12 protein-coding genes are annotated in these 14,389 nt (G+C 73.5%); 5 read left to right on the forward strand and 7 right to left on the reverse strand.

Annotated features, from left to right (window positions below; translation table 11 throughout):
- Window position 1 precedes the first annotated feature (1 nt).
- The 4 genes from Ae717Ps2_RS14940 to Ae717Ps2_RS14955 all read left to right on the forward strand — a co-directional run bounded on the left by Ae717Ps2_RS14940 (window position 2) and on the right by Ae717Ps2_RS14955 (window position 6,061).
- Complete coding sequence (locus Ae717Ps2_RS14940) at window positions 2-1,438, forward strand: pyridoxal-dependent decarboxylase (protein WP_075333518.1); 1,437 nt, start codon at window positions 2-4, stop codon at window positions 1,436-1,438.
- A gap of 105 nt (window positions 1,439-1,543) precedes the next feature.
- Window positions 1,544-2,530 carry an ABC transporter substrate-binding protein gene (locus Ae717Ps2_RS14945; protein ID WP_020625573.1) on the forward strand — a complete coding sequence of 329 codons (987 nt, stop codon included), beginning with the start codon at window positions 1,544-1,546 and terminating at the stop codon, window positions 2,528-2,530.
- Window positions 2,531-2,582: 52 nt separating this feature from the next.
- Window positions 2,583-4,295: an ABC transporter ATP-binding protein gene (locus tag Ae717Ps2_RS14950; RefSeq protein WP_075333519.1), complete on the forward strand. Its 1,713-nt coding sequence runs from the start codon at window positions 2,583-2,585 to the stop codon at window positions 4,293-4,295.
- Window positions 4,292-6,061, forward strand: coding sequence for an ABC transporter ATP-binding protein (locus Ae717Ps2_RS14955; protein ID WP_075306811.1), 1,770 nt, complete (start codon window positions 4,292-4,294; stop codon window positions 6,059-6,061). The genes Ae717Ps2_RS14950 and Ae717Ps2_RS14955 overlap by 4 nt, the downstream gene beginning before the upstream one ends.
- Window positions 6,062-6,113: 52 nt before the next feature.
- Here Ae717Ps2_RS14955 and Ae717Ps2_RS14960 read toward each other — a convergent pair whose 3' ends face one another.
- Together Ae717Ps2_RS14960 and Ae717Ps2_RS14965 are read right to left on the reverse strand one after the other, a co-directional pair.
- The gene (locus Ae717Ps2_RS14960) at window positions 6,114-6,326 is read right to left on the reverse strand and encodes an MbtH family protein (RefSeq protein WP_020625570.1); all 213 of its coding nucleotides are present in this window, start codon (window positions 6,324-6,326) and stop codon (window positions 6,114-6,116) included.
- A gap of 34 nt (window positions 6,327-6,360) precedes the next feature.
- Window positions 6,361-7,755: a lysine N(6)-hydroxylase/L-ornithine N(5)-oxygenase family protein gene (locus Ae717Ps2_RS14965; RefSeq protein ID WP_075306813.1), complete on the reverse strand. Its 1,395-nt coding sequence runs from the start codon at window positions 7,753-7,755 to the stop codon at window positions 6,361-6,363.
- Between the two features lie 659 nt (window positions 7,756-8,414).
- Here Ae717Ps2_RS14965 and Ae717Ps2_RS14970 point away from each other — a divergent pair.
- The gene (locus Ae717Ps2_RS14970) at window positions 8,415-9,764 is read left to right on the forward strand and encodes a GGDEF domain-containing protein (protein ID WP_075306815.1); all 1,350 of its coding nucleotides are present in this window, start codon (window positions 8,415-8,417) and stop codon (window positions 9,762-9,764) included.
- Between the two features lie 40 nt (window positions 9,765-9,804).
- Here Ae717Ps2_RS14970 and Ae717Ps2_RS14975 read toward each other — a convergent pair whose 3' ends face one another.
- The 5 genes from Ae717Ps2_RS14975 to Ae717Ps2_RS14995 all read right to left on the reverse strand — a co-directional run bounded on the left by Ae717Ps2_RS14975 (window position 9,805) and on the right by Ae717Ps2_RS14995 (window position 14,371).
- Window positions 9,805-10,434: a TetR/AcrR family transcriptional regulator gene (locus Ae717Ps2_RS14975; RefSeq protein WP_020625567.1), complete on the reverse strand. Its 630-nt coding sequence runs from the start codon at window positions 10,432-10,434 to the stop codon at window positions 9,805-9,807.
- Between the two features lie 32 nt (window positions 10,435-10,466).
- Entirely contained in the window at window positions 10,467-11,618 is a 1,152-nt protein-coding gene (locus tag Ae717Ps2_RS14980) for an acyl-CoA dehydrogenase family protein (RefSeq protein WP_020625370.1), read from the reverse strand.
- 35 nt (window positions 11,619-11,653) lie between these two features.
- On the reverse strand, window positions 11,654-12,415 hold the full coding sequence (locus tag Ae717Ps2_RS14985) for a 3-hydroxyacyl-CoA dehydrogenase (protein WP_075333520.1): 762 nt from the start codon (window positions 12,413-12,415) through the stop codon (window positions 11,654-11,656).
- A gap of 35 nt (window positions 12,416-12,450) precedes the next feature.
- A complete protein-coding gene (locus Ae717Ps2_RS14990) occupies window positions 12,451-13,608 on the reverse strand; it encodes an acetyl-CoA C-acyltransferase (protein WP_020625372.1) in 1,158 nt (385 codons plus the stop codon).
- Window positions 13,609-13,720: 112 nt separating this feature from the next.
- Window positions 13,721-14,371, reverse strand: a complete 651-nt coding sequence (locus Ae717Ps2_RS14995) for a Pr6Pr family membrane protein (protein WP_075333521.1) — start codon at window positions 14,369-14,371, stop codon at window positions 13,721-13,723.
- Between the last annotated feature and the right edge of the window lie 18 nt (window positions 14,372-14,389).

Below are 14,389 nucleotides of genomic sequence, written 5' to 3' on the forward strand. Positions count from 1 at the left end.
CGTGCCCGACCTCACCCCGGACGAGTTCCGCGCCCTCGGCCACCTGTTCGTCGACGCCGTCGCCGACGCCCGCGCCGGGATCGAGCGTCGCCCGGTTCGCGACGTCGTGGAGCCCGGCACCGTGCGGGCCCGCTTCCCCCGCGAGGCGAACGAGGACCCCGAGCCGCTCGCCGCGTTCCCGTCGCTGGTCGAGGCCGTCACCGGCGACGCCGACACCCGCTGGCAGCACCCCGGCTTCCACGCCTTCTTCCCGGCGAACGCCTCGCTGACCTCGCTGCTCGGTGAGCTGCTCTCCGGCGGCGCCGGGGCGCAGGGGATGCTCTGGTCCACCTCGCCCGCCTGCACCGAGGTGGAGCAGGCGGTCACCGACCAGCTGGCCAGGGCGCTCGGGCTGGACGAGTCGTTCACCCACGACGGCGGCGGGGGCGGCTCGATCCAGGACTCGGCGTCCTCGGCGGCGCTGGTCGCGCTCACCGCCGCGCTGCACCGGGCAGCCCCGGACCCGGGCTCCGGCTGGCGGGCGCGCGGAGTGACCGGGCGGGAGCGCGTCTACGTCACCGCCGAGACGCACTCGTCGCTGGCCAAGGCGGTGCGGGTGGCGGGGCTCGGCTCCGACGGGCTGCGGACGGTCCCGTGCACCCCGGGCTCCCGGGCGATGGACCCGGCGGCGCTGGCCGACACCCTCGCCGCGGACGTCGCCGCCGGGCTGATCCCGGTGCTGGTGTGCGCGACGGTCGGGACGACCTCGACCGGGTCGAGCGACCCGGTCGCGGCGCTGGTCACGGCGGCGCGGCCGCACCGGGCCTGGGTGCACGTCGACGCCGCGTGGGCCGGCGTCGCGGCGCTCTGCCCGGAGCACCGCTGGGTGCTCGACGGCGTCAATCCCGGGCCGGGCCACGGTGTCGACTCCTTCTGCACCGACGCCCACAAGTGGCTGCTCACCGCGTTCGACGCCTCGCTGCTGTGGGTGCGCGACGCCCGCGCGCTGCCGGCCGCGCTGTCGATCACCCCGGCCTACCTGCGCGACGCGCACTCCGACTCCGGCACCGTCGTGGACTTCCGGGACTGGCAGGTCCCGCTCGGGCGGCGGTTCCGGGCACTGAAGCTGTGGGCGGTGCTGCACGGGCAGGGCCTGTCCGGGCTGCGGGCGTACCTGCGCGGGCACGTGGACCTCGCCGCCGAGCTGGCCGAGCGGGTCCGCGGGCACAACGACCTGGAGCTGGCGTGTACACCGGTGCTGTCGCTGGTCTGCCTGCGCTCGCGTGCCGGCGACGCGGCGACCACCGCGCTGCTGGAGCGGGCCAACGCCGACGGTCGGGTGCTGCTCACCGGCACCGAGGTCGACGGGCACCCGGTGGTGCGGGTGGCGTTCGGCGGGGTCACCACCGGCCGCGCGCACCTCGATGTCGTCTGGGATGTCCTGTCCGCCCGATCGTGACCGCCATGGGTAAGGTTCGCCTGTCCACCCAGAAGGGTGTACTGACCTGATCCCCCGGCGCCCGGTGCACCCGCCCGCACGGGTCCCGTCGAAAGGACCGCCCCCATGCCCCGATCCCTGCTCCGTGCGCTCGCCGCGTGCGTGGTCCTGCTGCTGGCGCTGGCCGGCTGTGCGTCCGGGGGTACCGGCGACACCGCGCAGCCCGCCCCCAGCGGCGAGGCCGCCGGAGCCTTCCCGGTCACGCTGAAGCACGCCTTCGGCGAGACGACGATCCCGGCCGCACCGCAGCGGGTGGTCACCGTCGGTTTCAACGACGCCGACTTCGCACTGGCCGTGGGGGTGAAGCCGGTCGGGGTCCGCGAGAACATCGGCGACTACGACTACGCGAAGCGCCCCTGGGCGCAGGAGGCGCTCGGGGGGACGCAGCCGCAGCTGCTGACCGGAGCCGAGATCCCGATCGAGCAGGTCGCCGCGCTGAAGCCCGACCTGATCCTCGGCGTCTACTCCTTCATGGACCAGGCGACCTACACCGCGCTGTCGCAGATCGCGCCGACCGTCGCCCAGGGCACCCCCGACGGCACGAACCCCGCAGGCTGGGAGGAGCAGACCCGCATCACCGGGCAGGCCACCGGCCGCACCGAGCAGGCCGAGCAGGTCATCGCCGCGACCCGCGCGAGGTTCGACGAGGCCAAGGCCGCCCACCCCGACTTCGCGGGCAAGAACCTGAAGATGGACTTCTTCATCGAGGGTGTCCCCTACGACATGGGCACCGACGACCTGCGCGCCCAGATCTTCGCCGGCCTCGGTTTCGCCGTCCGGCCGGACTCGCAGACCCTCTCGCTGGAGCGCCAGGGCGACCTCGACAGCGACGTGCTCGTGGTGCTGGGCCGCTCGCGCGCCGAGTCCGAGGCCGACCCGGTGTTCCGGGCGATCCCGGCGGTGCAGCAGGGCCGGGTGGCCTACCTCGGGCCGTTCGAGACCGAGTTCGCCGCCGCACTGGGCTACTCCAGCCCGCTGTCGCTGCCCTACGCACTCGACACCGTGGTGCCGCAGCTCGATGCGGCGCTGAAGGGGCAGGCACCGGGGAACTGAGCCCACCGCCGACCGCGTCGGGCGTCGATGTTGGCAAGGCTATCCTGACACAATGGACGTTCCCACCCGCCAGGCGGAGTCCGGCCGGTCCGTGTTGCGGGGGTCGCTGGGGGCCTTCCGTGGACGGCTCGCCGCGGCGTCGGCGCTGTTCTGCGGCCACCAGGCGGGTGAGGCACTCGTCCCCGTCCTCGTCGGGGTGGTGATCGACCGCGGGATCGCGGCCGGCGACCCCGTCGCCCTCACCGGCTGGTTGCTGGTCCTCGGACTGGACTTCCTGTTCCTGTCCACCTGCTACCGCTTCGGCGCCCGGCACGCCTGGTCGGCCGACGTACGCGGCGACGCCCGGCTGCGGCTGCAGGTGGCCGGGCGGCTGCTCGACCCCCGCGGCGGCGCCGAGGCCGGACGGCTGCCCGGTGAGCTGGCCTCGATCGCGGTGTCCGACGCGAAACGTGTCGCCGTGGTCAGCTTCATGCTCCCGCTCGGGCTGGCCGCGGTGACCGCGGTCGTCGTCGCGGCGATCGCGCTGCTCACCATCTCGCTGCCGCTGGGGCTGCTCATCCTGCTGGGCTCCCCGCCGCTGCTGTGGGCGATCCAGCGCATCGGCACCCCGCTGGAGCGGCGCAGCCACGCCGAACAGGAGCGGGCGGCCGCGGCCTCCGGGGTCGCGGCCGACCTGATCGACGGCGTCCGGGTGCTGAAGGGGCTCGGGGTCGAGCCGGCGGCCCAGCGTCGCTACCGCCGGGTCAGCCGGGAGGCGCTGGGCGCGACCCTGTTCGCCACCCGGGCCGAGGCCGGCTTCCTCGGCTCGGTCCAGCTGGTCAACGGGCTCTTCCTCGCCCTCATCGCACTGGTCGGCGGGCGACTCGCCGCCGACGGCCAGCTCAGCATCGGCGGCCTCGTCGCCGCCGTAGGCCTCGCCCAGTTCCTGGTGGGCCCGCTCGAGGTGTTCGGCGCGGTGAGCCGCCAGCTCGCCCAGGGCCGCGCGTCCGCCGGCCGGATCGCGACGCTGCTCGGCAGCGAGCACGCCGTCACCGCCCGGCCCGGGTCCGGCTCCGGGAGCGCCGCCGCGGCCGGGGACGGCGGGCTGACCCTGCGCGGGGTCCGCACCGTGGGCCTGTCCGGCGTGGATCTCGACGTCGCACCGGGAACCATGCTGGGTGTGGTCACCGACGACGCGGCGACCGCACTCGGGCTGGTCCGGCTGCTGGGCCGCGAGACCGACCCCGTCGACGGCCGGGTCGAGGTCGGCGGGACCGACCTCACCGCGCTGGAGTGCATCGACGCCCGCGCCGGTGTTCTCGTCGCCGCGCACGACGCACACCTGTTCGCCGGCACCGTGCGCGACAACGTCCTCGCCGGGTGTGCGCCCGGGACCGACCCGGCCCCGGCGATGGCCGCGGCTCGCGCCGACCAGGCCGCGGAGGTCCTCCCCGACGGGGCGGACACCGCGGTCGTCGCCCGGGGCAGCTCGCTGTCCGGGGGTCAGCGGCAGCGGATCGCCCTCGCCCGGGCCCTCGCCGCCGACCCCCCGGTGCTCGTGCTGCACGACCCGACCACCGCGGTCGACGCCGTCACCGAGGCCGCGATCGCCGACGGGCTGCGCGCGCTGCGTCGCGGCCGGACCACCGTCGTCGTCACCACCAGCCCGGCGCTGCTGGCCGCCGCCGACCGGACCGTCGTCCTGCGCGGCGGCCGGATCGCCGCGGACGGGACGCACAGCGAGCTCATGGCCGACCCCGACTACCGGAAGCTGGTGACCGGATGACCACCCGCCTGCCCGTCGCCGACGGGGCACGGATGCGGGCCGTCCTCGGCGAGCTGCTGCGGCCCCAGCGCGGCACCGCGCTGCTCGGGCTCGTGACGCTCGTCGGGGCCGCCGCGGTCAGCCTGCTCACCGCACCACTGCTCGGCCGGATCGTCGACCTGGTCGCCGACGGCCGGGGTGCCGACGCCGTCACCGCCCCGGTGCTCGGCCTGGTCGGGGTCGCGGTCGGGCAGGGCGTGCTCGCGATGCTCGGCGTCGCCCTGGTCGCCCGCGTCGGCGAGACGGTGCTGGCCGGGCTGCGCGAACGGTTCGTCGACCGGGCGCTGCACCTGGACCTGGAGCAGCTGGAACGGGCCGGGTCCGGGGACCTGACCTCGCGGGTCACCGACGACGTCAGCGTCGTCGCCGAGGCCGTGCGCGAGGCGCTGCCCGAGTTCGCCCGCTCCGCGCTGCTGATCGGCCTGACCCTCGTCGCGCTGCTCGCGCTGGACTGGCGGCTGCTCCTCGGCGCGCTGCTCGCCGTCCCGATCCAGGCCTGGACCGCGCGCTGGTTCCTCGCCCGGTCCGGCCCGATCTACGCAGCACAGCGGATCGCCTACGGCGACCAGCAACAGCAGCTGCTCGACACCGCCGCGGGGGTGTCGACCGTGCGGGCGTTCCGCCTGCACGACCAGCACCGGGACCGGGTCGCCGAACGCGCCGACGCCGTCGTCGGGCTCGCCATGCGGGTGATCCGGCTGCAGACCCGGTTCTTCGGCCGGCTCAACGCGGCGGAGTACCTGGGTGTGACCGGTGTCCTGGTCGCCGGCTTCTGGCTGGTGACCTCCGGTGAGGCCACGATCGGCACGGCCAGCGCGGCGGCGCTCTACTTCATCAACCTGTTCGGCCCGGTCAACGTGGTGCTGTTCCAGCTCGACGTCGCCCAGTCCGCGATCGCCGGGCTGCGCCGGATCGTCGGGGTCGCCGACCTCGCCCCCGAGCCCGATCCCGCCGAGCCCGCCCGGCCGGACGGCTCCCGTGTCCGCGCCCGCGGCCTGACCCACGCCTACGTCGACGGACACCCGTCGCTGCGCGGTGTGGACCTCGACGTCGAGCCGGGCACGCGGGTCGCCCTGGTGGGCGCGAGCGGCGCGGGCAAGTCCACCCTGGCGAAGCTGGTGGTGGGGCTGCACCGGCCGTCGTCCGGCCGGATCGAGATCGGCGGCGCCGGCCTCGACGAGCAGGGCCCGACCGTCCGCCGGGACACCGTCGCGCTGGTCACCCAGGAGGTGCACGTGTTCGCCGGGACGCTGGCCGAGGACCTGCGCCTGGCCGCCCCGGACGCCGACGACGCGCAGCTGCGCGCCGCGCTCGACACCGTCGGGGCGCTGGCCTGGGCCGAGGAGCTGCCCGGGGGCCTGGCGACCCCGGTCGGGAACGGCGCGCACGAGCTGGACGTCGTGCAGTCCCAGCAGCTCGCGCTGGCCCGGCTCGTGCTCGCCGACCGGCCAGTCGTGATCCTGGACGAGGCCACCGCGGAGGCGGGCAGCTCCGGGGCCCGGGCGCTGGAGGACGCGGCGCTCGCCGCGGCTCGCGGGCGGACGACGGTGGTCGTCGCGCACCGTCTGACCCAGGCGGCCACCGCCGACCGGGTCGTCGTCCTCGAGGACGGCCGGGTCATCGAGCAGGGCCGTCACGACGAGCTGGTGGCCGCCGGGGGCACCTACGCCCGGCTGTGGAGTGCCTGGTCGGGTCTGCGACCCGACCAGGCACCCGATCTCGGCTGAGTGGCGCGGCGCCCCGGACCAGGCGGCGCCGGGGATCAGGCGTCGGTGCGGATCAGGCGTCGGTGCGTTCGCGCAGGCTGCGCGGTCGCAGGTCGGTCCAGTTCCGTTCGACGTAGTCCAGGCACGAGGTCCGGTCGGCCGGCCCGTGGACCGAGGTCCAGCCCGCCGGGACCTCGGCGAAGTCCGGCCACAACGAGTGCTGACCCTCGTCGTTCACCAGCACCCGGAAGGTGCCGTTCTCGTCGTCGAAGGGGTTGGTGGACATGGTTCTCCTCCGGTGCGGGGACGTGGTGGGGAGCTCAGACGGTGGCGGTGTCGCGTCCGCTCGCCTCCGGGGAGGCGACCGCCGTTCCCCGGACGAGCGAGGCGACGATCTCTCCGGACCGCACGGCGATGTTGGACAGCAGGGTCGAGGTGATGCCGTGCGTGTGCTCGGTCGGACCCTGCAGGTAGACGCCGGCCCGGACCGTTCCGCCACCGGGGAGCGCACCGGTGCGGACGCGGTAGTCGCGCTGCACGTCGAGCCGGCCCTGTCCGTCGCGCCCGCAGGCCTGCTGCAGGCCGGCGTCGAGCAGCCACAGCGGGTCGGCCGACCGGTACCCGGTCGCGTAGACCACGGCGTCGGCGGTGATGACCTCGCGCTCGCCGTCGATGAGCGACTCGATGGCCAGTTCCACCCGGTCCCCGACGTCGACGACGTCGGCCACCCGGGAGACGTTGCGGAAGCGCAGCCGCTCCCGGCCGGCGACCCGCTCGTGGTAGTGCGTGCGGTACAGGCCCTCGATCAGCTCGGGGTCGACCACCGAGTAGTTGGTGTTGGCGTGGTAGCCGAGGATGCGGTCCTTGACCTCGTCCGGGGCGGTGAAGAAGTCGTCGACGGCGGCCGGGTCGAAGATCCGGTTGGCGAAGGACGTGTCGTCGGCGGGGCTGTAGCCGTAGCGGGCGAACACCGCGTGCACCTCGGCGGTCGGGAAGGTGCGGTGCAGGTGCTCCACGGTCTCCGCCGCGCTCTGCCCGGCCCCGACGACGGCGAACCGCGCGGGCGAGGCGCCGGCGAGCTCGCGGGTGCGGAAGAGCAGGTCGCGGTTGTGCCAGATGCGTCCACCTGCGGTGATCCCGCGCGGGAGGACCGGGGTGAGCCCGCAGGCGAGCACGACGTTGCGGGTCCGCAGCCGCTCCACCCGTTCGCCGGTGCGCACCACGACGTCGAGGAGGTCGACCACCCCGTCGCCGGGCACGGGCTCGATCTCGACGACCTCGCTGCCGTAGTCGACGGTCACCGGGGAGCCCGCGGCGTCGCTGACCTCGCCGACCCGTGCGGCGGCCCACTCCAGGTAGTCGTGGAACTCGCGGCGGGTGGGGAACGACGAGCCGTAGTTGATGAAGTCGGCGAGCCGGTCGCGGTCGTGCAGGTAGGACAGGAAGGAGAAGCCGCTGGTCGGGTTCCGCAACGTCACGAGGTCCTTGAGGTAGGACACCTGCATGGTCGCGTCCTCGAGCAGCATCCCGCGGTGCCAGCCGAACCGATCCTGGCGCTCGACGAACCGGGCGGTCACCCGCGCGTCGGCCGGGGCCGCCGCGTTGTGCTCCAGCAGGGCGATCGCGATGCCGAGGTTCGACGGCCCGAACCCGACCCCCACTACGTCGAGTACCTCCGGGGCGGAGTGGGGGTTCGCGTTCGCGGGGTTCGCCATCACGGTCCTTTCGTTGCTTCGGCACGCCTCAGATAAGGCGAGGCTAACTGCAACACGAAGGTGGACGTCCCGCCTAGGGGGTGATCGTCGGAACCCGGCCGCAACGGCTCGTCTGCGCTGGTCGGAGCAGTGGAGTGACGAACGTGTCACCCGTTCAGAGTATGGAGTGCAGGCGCGCACACACCGCCGGACGAGGGTGTCGCATGCCCCGTCCGAGCGTCACCGGTTCTGACGACAGGGACACGGGCAGGGACGGGTACGTGCCCGGGACCCGACCCGACACCGGTCGGCGGCCACGGACGGCGGCGCCGCGCGGGACGACCGAGCGTCCCGCGCGGCGCCGATGACGGTTCACCAGTCCCAGTTGCGCACGAGCACTCTCCCCTCGACCGGAGTACTTCTCACCGTCCCGGAACGGACGCCGTTGCGGTCCGCACGTCAGGACGCACGGCACGCTCCACGATCGAGTGATGACAGGTCCAGCGTAAGCGATGGACAACGCTCCGTCACGGTTTAACGCAATCCTGAGGCGTTCGTCGTCGGTTTCGGGCCGCTCGGCGCGGACTCGGGCCGCTGCGACACGAACGGCAACCGCTTGCCCTACTCCCGCGTAGGCTCGACCCGATACCCCTAACGCACCCGACGAACAGGCAGGCGACGTGACCTCTGGCCCGGTGGCACCGCGCCCGGCACGGCGTCGCCGTCGTGTGCTGGACGCCCGGTCGCTGCTCGGCCTGCCGGTGCGCCCGCTGCTGCTCGTCCTGGCCGTGGAGTCCGCGGCGGTGGCCGCCGTCGTCGCGGGCGCGCTGACCGGGGCCGCGCCGACGCGGACCGACGCGCTGCTCTGCGGGCTGCTGATGCTGGTGGCCGCGGTGCACACCGAGCTGTCGGTCAACGCCGAACGCCTGCGGCGCCGGATCGCCGAGACCCGCTACATCAACATGACCTCGGTCTGGACCTTCGCGGCGGCGCTGCTGCTGCCGCCGGTGCTCGCGACGGCCGTCGTCGCCGTCATCTACGTCCACCTCTACCTGCGGGTGGTGCGCCCGAGCGGCACGCCGCCGCACCGCCAGGTCTACAGCGCCGCCACGGTCCTGCTCGCCGTGCACACCGTCGCGGGACTGCTCGCGCTGGTCGGCGGCTGGGGCGGGGCGCCGGCGACCGCGCAGAACGCGGCGCTGGTGCTGGGCGCGCTGGTCGCCTACACGACGGTGAACACGCTGCTGGTCGTGTCGGTGCTGCGACTGACCGCACCGGGGTCGCGGTTCCTCGCGATCCTGTGGGGCGGTGACATCGGGCTGGAGCTGGCGACGCTGTCGATCGGCGGGCTGGTCGCCGTCGTGCTCGCCAACACCTCCCCCTGGTTCGCGCTGCTCGCGGTGCTGCCGCTGCTCGTCGTCGAACAGACGACCCTGGTGCGTCAGCTCGAGGCACAGGTCGACACCGACGCCAAGACCGGGCTCCTCAACCCGGCGGCGTGGCGCTGGCGCAGCCGCCAGATGCTGGAGCGGGACACACGCACCGACCGCGCCGGCGCGGTGCTGATCCTCGACCTCGACCACTTCAAGGCGGTCAACGACCGGCACGGCCATCTGGCGGGCGACGACGTGCTCCAGGCCGTCGCCGACGTCCTCACCACCGAGGTGCGCGACGAGGACCTGGCCGGCCGGTTCGGCGGCGAGGAGTTCGTGGTCACGCTCGGCGGGATGCGCGCCGACGACACCCTGGACGACCGGGCCCGCGAGGTCGCCGAGCGGATCCGCCGGGGCGTGCGCGCGCTGGAGGTCGACACGGCCACCGCGGGCCGGGTCACCGGGCTGTCGGTGTCGGTCGGCGTCGCGACGACACCGGACCACGGCACGGACCTCGACGGGCTGCTGGCCGCCGCGGACGCCGCGCTCTACGAGGCCAAGCACGCGGGCCGCGACCGGGTCGCGGTGCGGCCGCCGGCGCCGCCCGTCGTTCCCGAGGGTGCGACGCCGCCGTTCGGGCTGAGCTTCGGCACCTGAGAGCTACCGCACCTGAGGACTCCGACACCCGGGGCGCCGGTCACGGCCCGAGCAGCACCCGGGCCAGGTCCTTCCACTGGGGCAGCATCGGGTCGCTGCCCGGGTCGCGCGGGTCGAAGGTGTAGGTCAGCGAGGTGCCGCGCATCGAGGTGAGCAGCAGGTCGCGCAGCTGCTTGAACCGCGGGCGGCCGGCGAGCTCGTCGCCGAACATGCGGGCCATCGACGCCCGGATCGCCGCGCCGAGGCGCTTCTCCTCGGGTCGCAGCGCCTCGGCGATCTCGGCGTTGGACCGGGCCGCGGTCCAGAGCTCCACCGCCGCCCAGAAGTGGGGCTCGGAGAAGCTCTCCCACAACAGCTCGATGACCCGGTCGGCCCGCTCGAACGAGCCGACCGGGTCGGTCTCGACCACCCGTCGCACGCGTTCCTCGGTGTCGGCGACGCGCTTCACCGCCAGGTGCTGCGCAGCCGCGACCAGCAACCGGTCCCGGCTGGGGAAGTGGTGCAGCAGCCGGCCGCGCGACACGTCGGCGGCCGACTGGATGGTCAGGGTCGTGGAGCCCGAGTAGCCGCCGTCGATGAGGCAGGCCACGGCGGCGTCCAGGATCCGGGCGCGGCTGTCCTCCGACCGCTGCGCCCGGCTCCTGACCGCCGGAGGGTGTTCGGAGTTCATGATGTGCTCATGATCGCCTGTCGGTCATCGGCTCAGAGTCCCAGACCCCGGCCGATCACCTCCTTCATGATCTCGGTGGTGCCGCCGTAGATCCGGGTGATGCGGGCGTCGGCGTAGGCCTTGGAGACCGGGTACTCGCTCATGTAGCCGTAGCCGCCGTGCAGCTGCAGGCAGCGGTCGGCGACCCGGCCCTGCAGCTCGGTGCACCAGTACTTCGCCTTCGACGCGTCGACGGCGGTCAGCTCGCCCGCGTTCAGCGCCCGCACGCAGTCGTCGACGTAGTGCTCGGCGAGGTCGATCTCGGTGTCCATCTCGGCCAGCGCGAACTTCGAGTTCTGGAACGAGCCGACCGGGGACCCGAACGCCTTGCGCTCCTTGACGTACTCCAGGGTGTTCGTCAGCACCGTCCGGGCCGCGGCCACCCCGGCGACGGCGATCGACAGGCGCTCCTGGGGCAGCTTCTCGACCAGCTGGACGAAGCCCTTGCCCTCCTCGGGCCCGAGCAGGTTCTCCACCGGCACCTTCACGTCGGTGAAGGAGAGCTCGGCGGTGTCCTGGGCGTGCATGCCCAGCTTGTCGAGGTTGCGGCCGCGCTCGAATCCCTCCATCCCGCGCTCGAGCACCAGCAGGCTCATGCCCTTGTGCTTCTGCGACGGGTCGGTCTTCACCGCGACGACGACGAGGTCGGCGTTGATCCCGTTGGTGATGAAGGTCTTCGCGCCGTTGACGACGTAGTGGTCGCCGTCGCGGATGGCGGTCGTCGACATCGACGCCAGGTCCGAGCCGATGCCCGGCTCGGTCATCGCGATGGCGAGGATCTTCTCCCCCGCCACGACGCCCGGCAGCCATCGCTGCTTCTGCTCGTCGGTGGTGTAGGCGAGCAGGTAGGGCAGCACGATGTCGTTGTGCAGAGTCAGGCCCAGCCCCGAACCGGCCGCACCGACGCGCAGCACCTCCTCGGAGACGATCGCGTTGAACCGGAAGTCCCGCACCCCGCCGCCACCGAACTCCTCGGGCGCGTCCATGCCCAGGAACCCGTTGGCGCCGGCGGTGGTGAACAGCTCCCGGGAGACGACGCCGTCGCGCTCCCACTGCGCCTCGTGCGGGGCGATCTCCTTCTCGACGAAGGCCCGGAAGGCCTCGCGGAAGTCCTCGTGGTCGGACTCGTAGAGCGTGCGCTTCACGGCGCCGCCTCCTCTCTGGGGTACCGGCAGGGGGACTAGCGGGGCTGCATGCGGATCGCGCCGTCGAGACGGATCGTCTCGCCGTTGAGCATCGGGTTCTCCACGATGTGGGCGGCGAGCTTGCCGTACTCCGCGGGCTGCCCCAGCCGCGACGGGTGCGGCACCTGCTTGCCCAGCGAGGTCTTGACGTCCTCGGGCAGACCGGCCAGCAGCGGCGTCTCGAATAGACCGGGGGCGATGGTGTTGACCCGGATGCCGATGCTCGCCAGGTCACGGGCGATCGGCAGGGTCATGCCGACGATGCCGCCCTTGGACGCCGAGTAGGCGGCCTGGCCGATCTGGCCCTCGAAGGCCGCCACCGAGGCGGTGTTGATGATGACGCCGCGGTCGCCGTCGACGTGGTCGGACTTGGCGATGCGCTCGGCCGCCAGCCGGATCACGTTGAACGTGCCGATCAGGTTGACGTTGATGACCTTGGCGAAGTCGGCCAGCGGGAACGGGCCGGTCTTGCCGAAGGTCTTGATGCCGTTGCCGATACCGGCGCAGTTGACCGCGACGCGGACGGTGCCGAGCTCCTCGGCGGCGTCGAGGGCGGCCGAGACCTGCTCCTCGCTCGTGACGTCGGCGGCGACGAAGCGGACGTTGTCCCCCAGCTTGTCGGCGACGGCCTCGCCCTGCGACGACGGCAGGTCGATGATCAGGACCTTGGCGCCGAGCTCCACGAACTTCTCCGTGGTGGCCAGGCCCAGGCCGGACGCACCGCCGGTGACGACGGCGACGGAACCGTTGATGTCCATGTTCTGTCTGTTTCCTTCCGGGTGGGGAGCGGGTGTCAGAGGAGTTCGAGGATGGTGGCGTTGGCCTGGCCGCCGCCCTCGCACATGGTCTGCAGGCCGTAGCGGATGCCGTTGTCGCGCATGTGGTGGACCAGGGTGGTCATGATCCGCGCGCCGGAGCCGCCGAGGGGGTGGCCCAGCGCGATGGCGCCGCCGTTGGGGTTGAGCCGCTCGCCGACACCGGACGCGGTGTCGGTGGTGCCCGCGATGTCGGCCAGCCAGGCCAGCGGCACCGGCGCGAACGCCTCGTTGACCTCGAACGCGCCGATCTCGTCGAGCGACAGACCGGAACGCTTCAGCGCCTTCTCCGTCGCGGGGATCGGGGCGGTCAGCATGATGACCGGGTCGGCGCCGGCGAGGACCGCGGTGTGCACGCGGGCGATCGGGGTCAGGCCGAGCTCGCGGGCCTTCTCGCTGGTGGTCATGAGCAGCGCGGCGGAGCCGTCGGAGATCTGCGAGGAGTTGCCCGCGTGGATGACGCCGCCCTGGTCGGCGTCCTTGAACACCGTCTTGAGCTGGGCGAGGCCCTCGACGGTCCCGCCGCGGCGGACCCCCTCGTCGGCGGTCACGCCGGCCAGCGGGGCGAGCTGACCGTCGAACCGGCCGTCGTCCTGCGCGGCGGCGGCGCGCTCGTGCGACAGCAGCGCGAACTCGTCGAGCTGGGTGCGGGAGAAGCCCCACTTCTCGGCGATCATCTCCGCGCCGACGCCCTGGTTCGGGGCGACCCCGTAGCGGGTGGCGAAGTCGCTGCCGAACGGGTCCTGGCCCTGCAGCGAGGACCCCATCGGCACCCGCGTCATGGACTCGACACCGCCGGCGACGGCCACGTCGTACTGCCCGGCGATCAGGCCGGCGGCCGCGAAGTGCACCGACTGCTGGCTGGACCCGCACTGGCGGTCGACGGTCACACCGGTGACGGTCTCGGGGAACCCGGCGGCCAGCGCGGCGTTGCGGGCGATGTCGAAGGTCTGCTCCCCGGTCTGGGACACGCAGCCCCACAGGACGTCGTCGATCTGCGCCGGGTCCACGCCCGAGCGCTCGACCAGGCTGCGCAGAACGTGCGCGGACAGGTCCGTGGGGTGGACGTCCGCCAGGCCGCCCTTGCGCTTGCCGACCGGGCTGCGTACGGCCTCGACGATGACTGCGTCTCGCACGGTGTTCGCTCCTTCGCGACGGTGGACGGCACCCGGGTCGGGGCCGTCGACTCACCTGCGACGGTAGCAGGAAACAGTCAGAGTTGACTGTCACGAATCCGTGCGACGCCGCTCACGCCCGCCCGGGGACGACCTCGCCCACCGCCCGCCCGGGGACGCGGGACCCGGTCCGCCCGGCCAGCAGGACCAGGTAGCCCAGGACCGGGAATCCGGCCGCCAGCCGGAGGACGTTCCAGGCCAGCCCACCCGCCCCGACGGCGTCCGGGTCCAGGAAGTAGTACGGCGCGCGCCGGCCGGCCCCGTTGAGCACGGCCAGCGCCAGCCCGAGGTACGCGGCCGGGAACAGCAGCCACACCGGCGGGTGCCACCAGCGCAGCCCTCCGCGGGCGGGCCGGACGAGGACCCAGTCGGCCAGCGCCAACACCGGCACGACGATGTGCAGCAGCACGTTGGCCGGGGTGAAGCCCGTCGAGCGCCCGGACAGGAACAGCACCCAGACCAGGCCGGCGACCAGCAGGTAGACCACGACCGCACCACGGACCGCGGGCCGCGCGTCGTACCGGCGCCCCAGCAGGGTCCAGAGGTAGAAGGCCGCGGCGAGCAGGTTGACCTGGTAGGTGAAGGTGGTCAGACGCCAGGCCACGCCGCTGCGCGAGGTCAGTTCGACCACGACCAGCGCCGCCAGCACGCAGGCGACGACCGCCCCGCGCAGGACGACGGCGACGACGGCGACAGGGACCTTGCGGGGCGCCGGGAGATGCACGGGGGATCAACGCCGGGT

This window comes from Pseudonocardia sp. Ae717_Ps2 (genome assembly GCF_001932475.1).
Taxonomy (GTDB): domain Bacteria; phylum Actinomycetota; class Actinomycetes; order Mycobacteriales; family Pseudonocardiaceae; genus Pseudonocardia.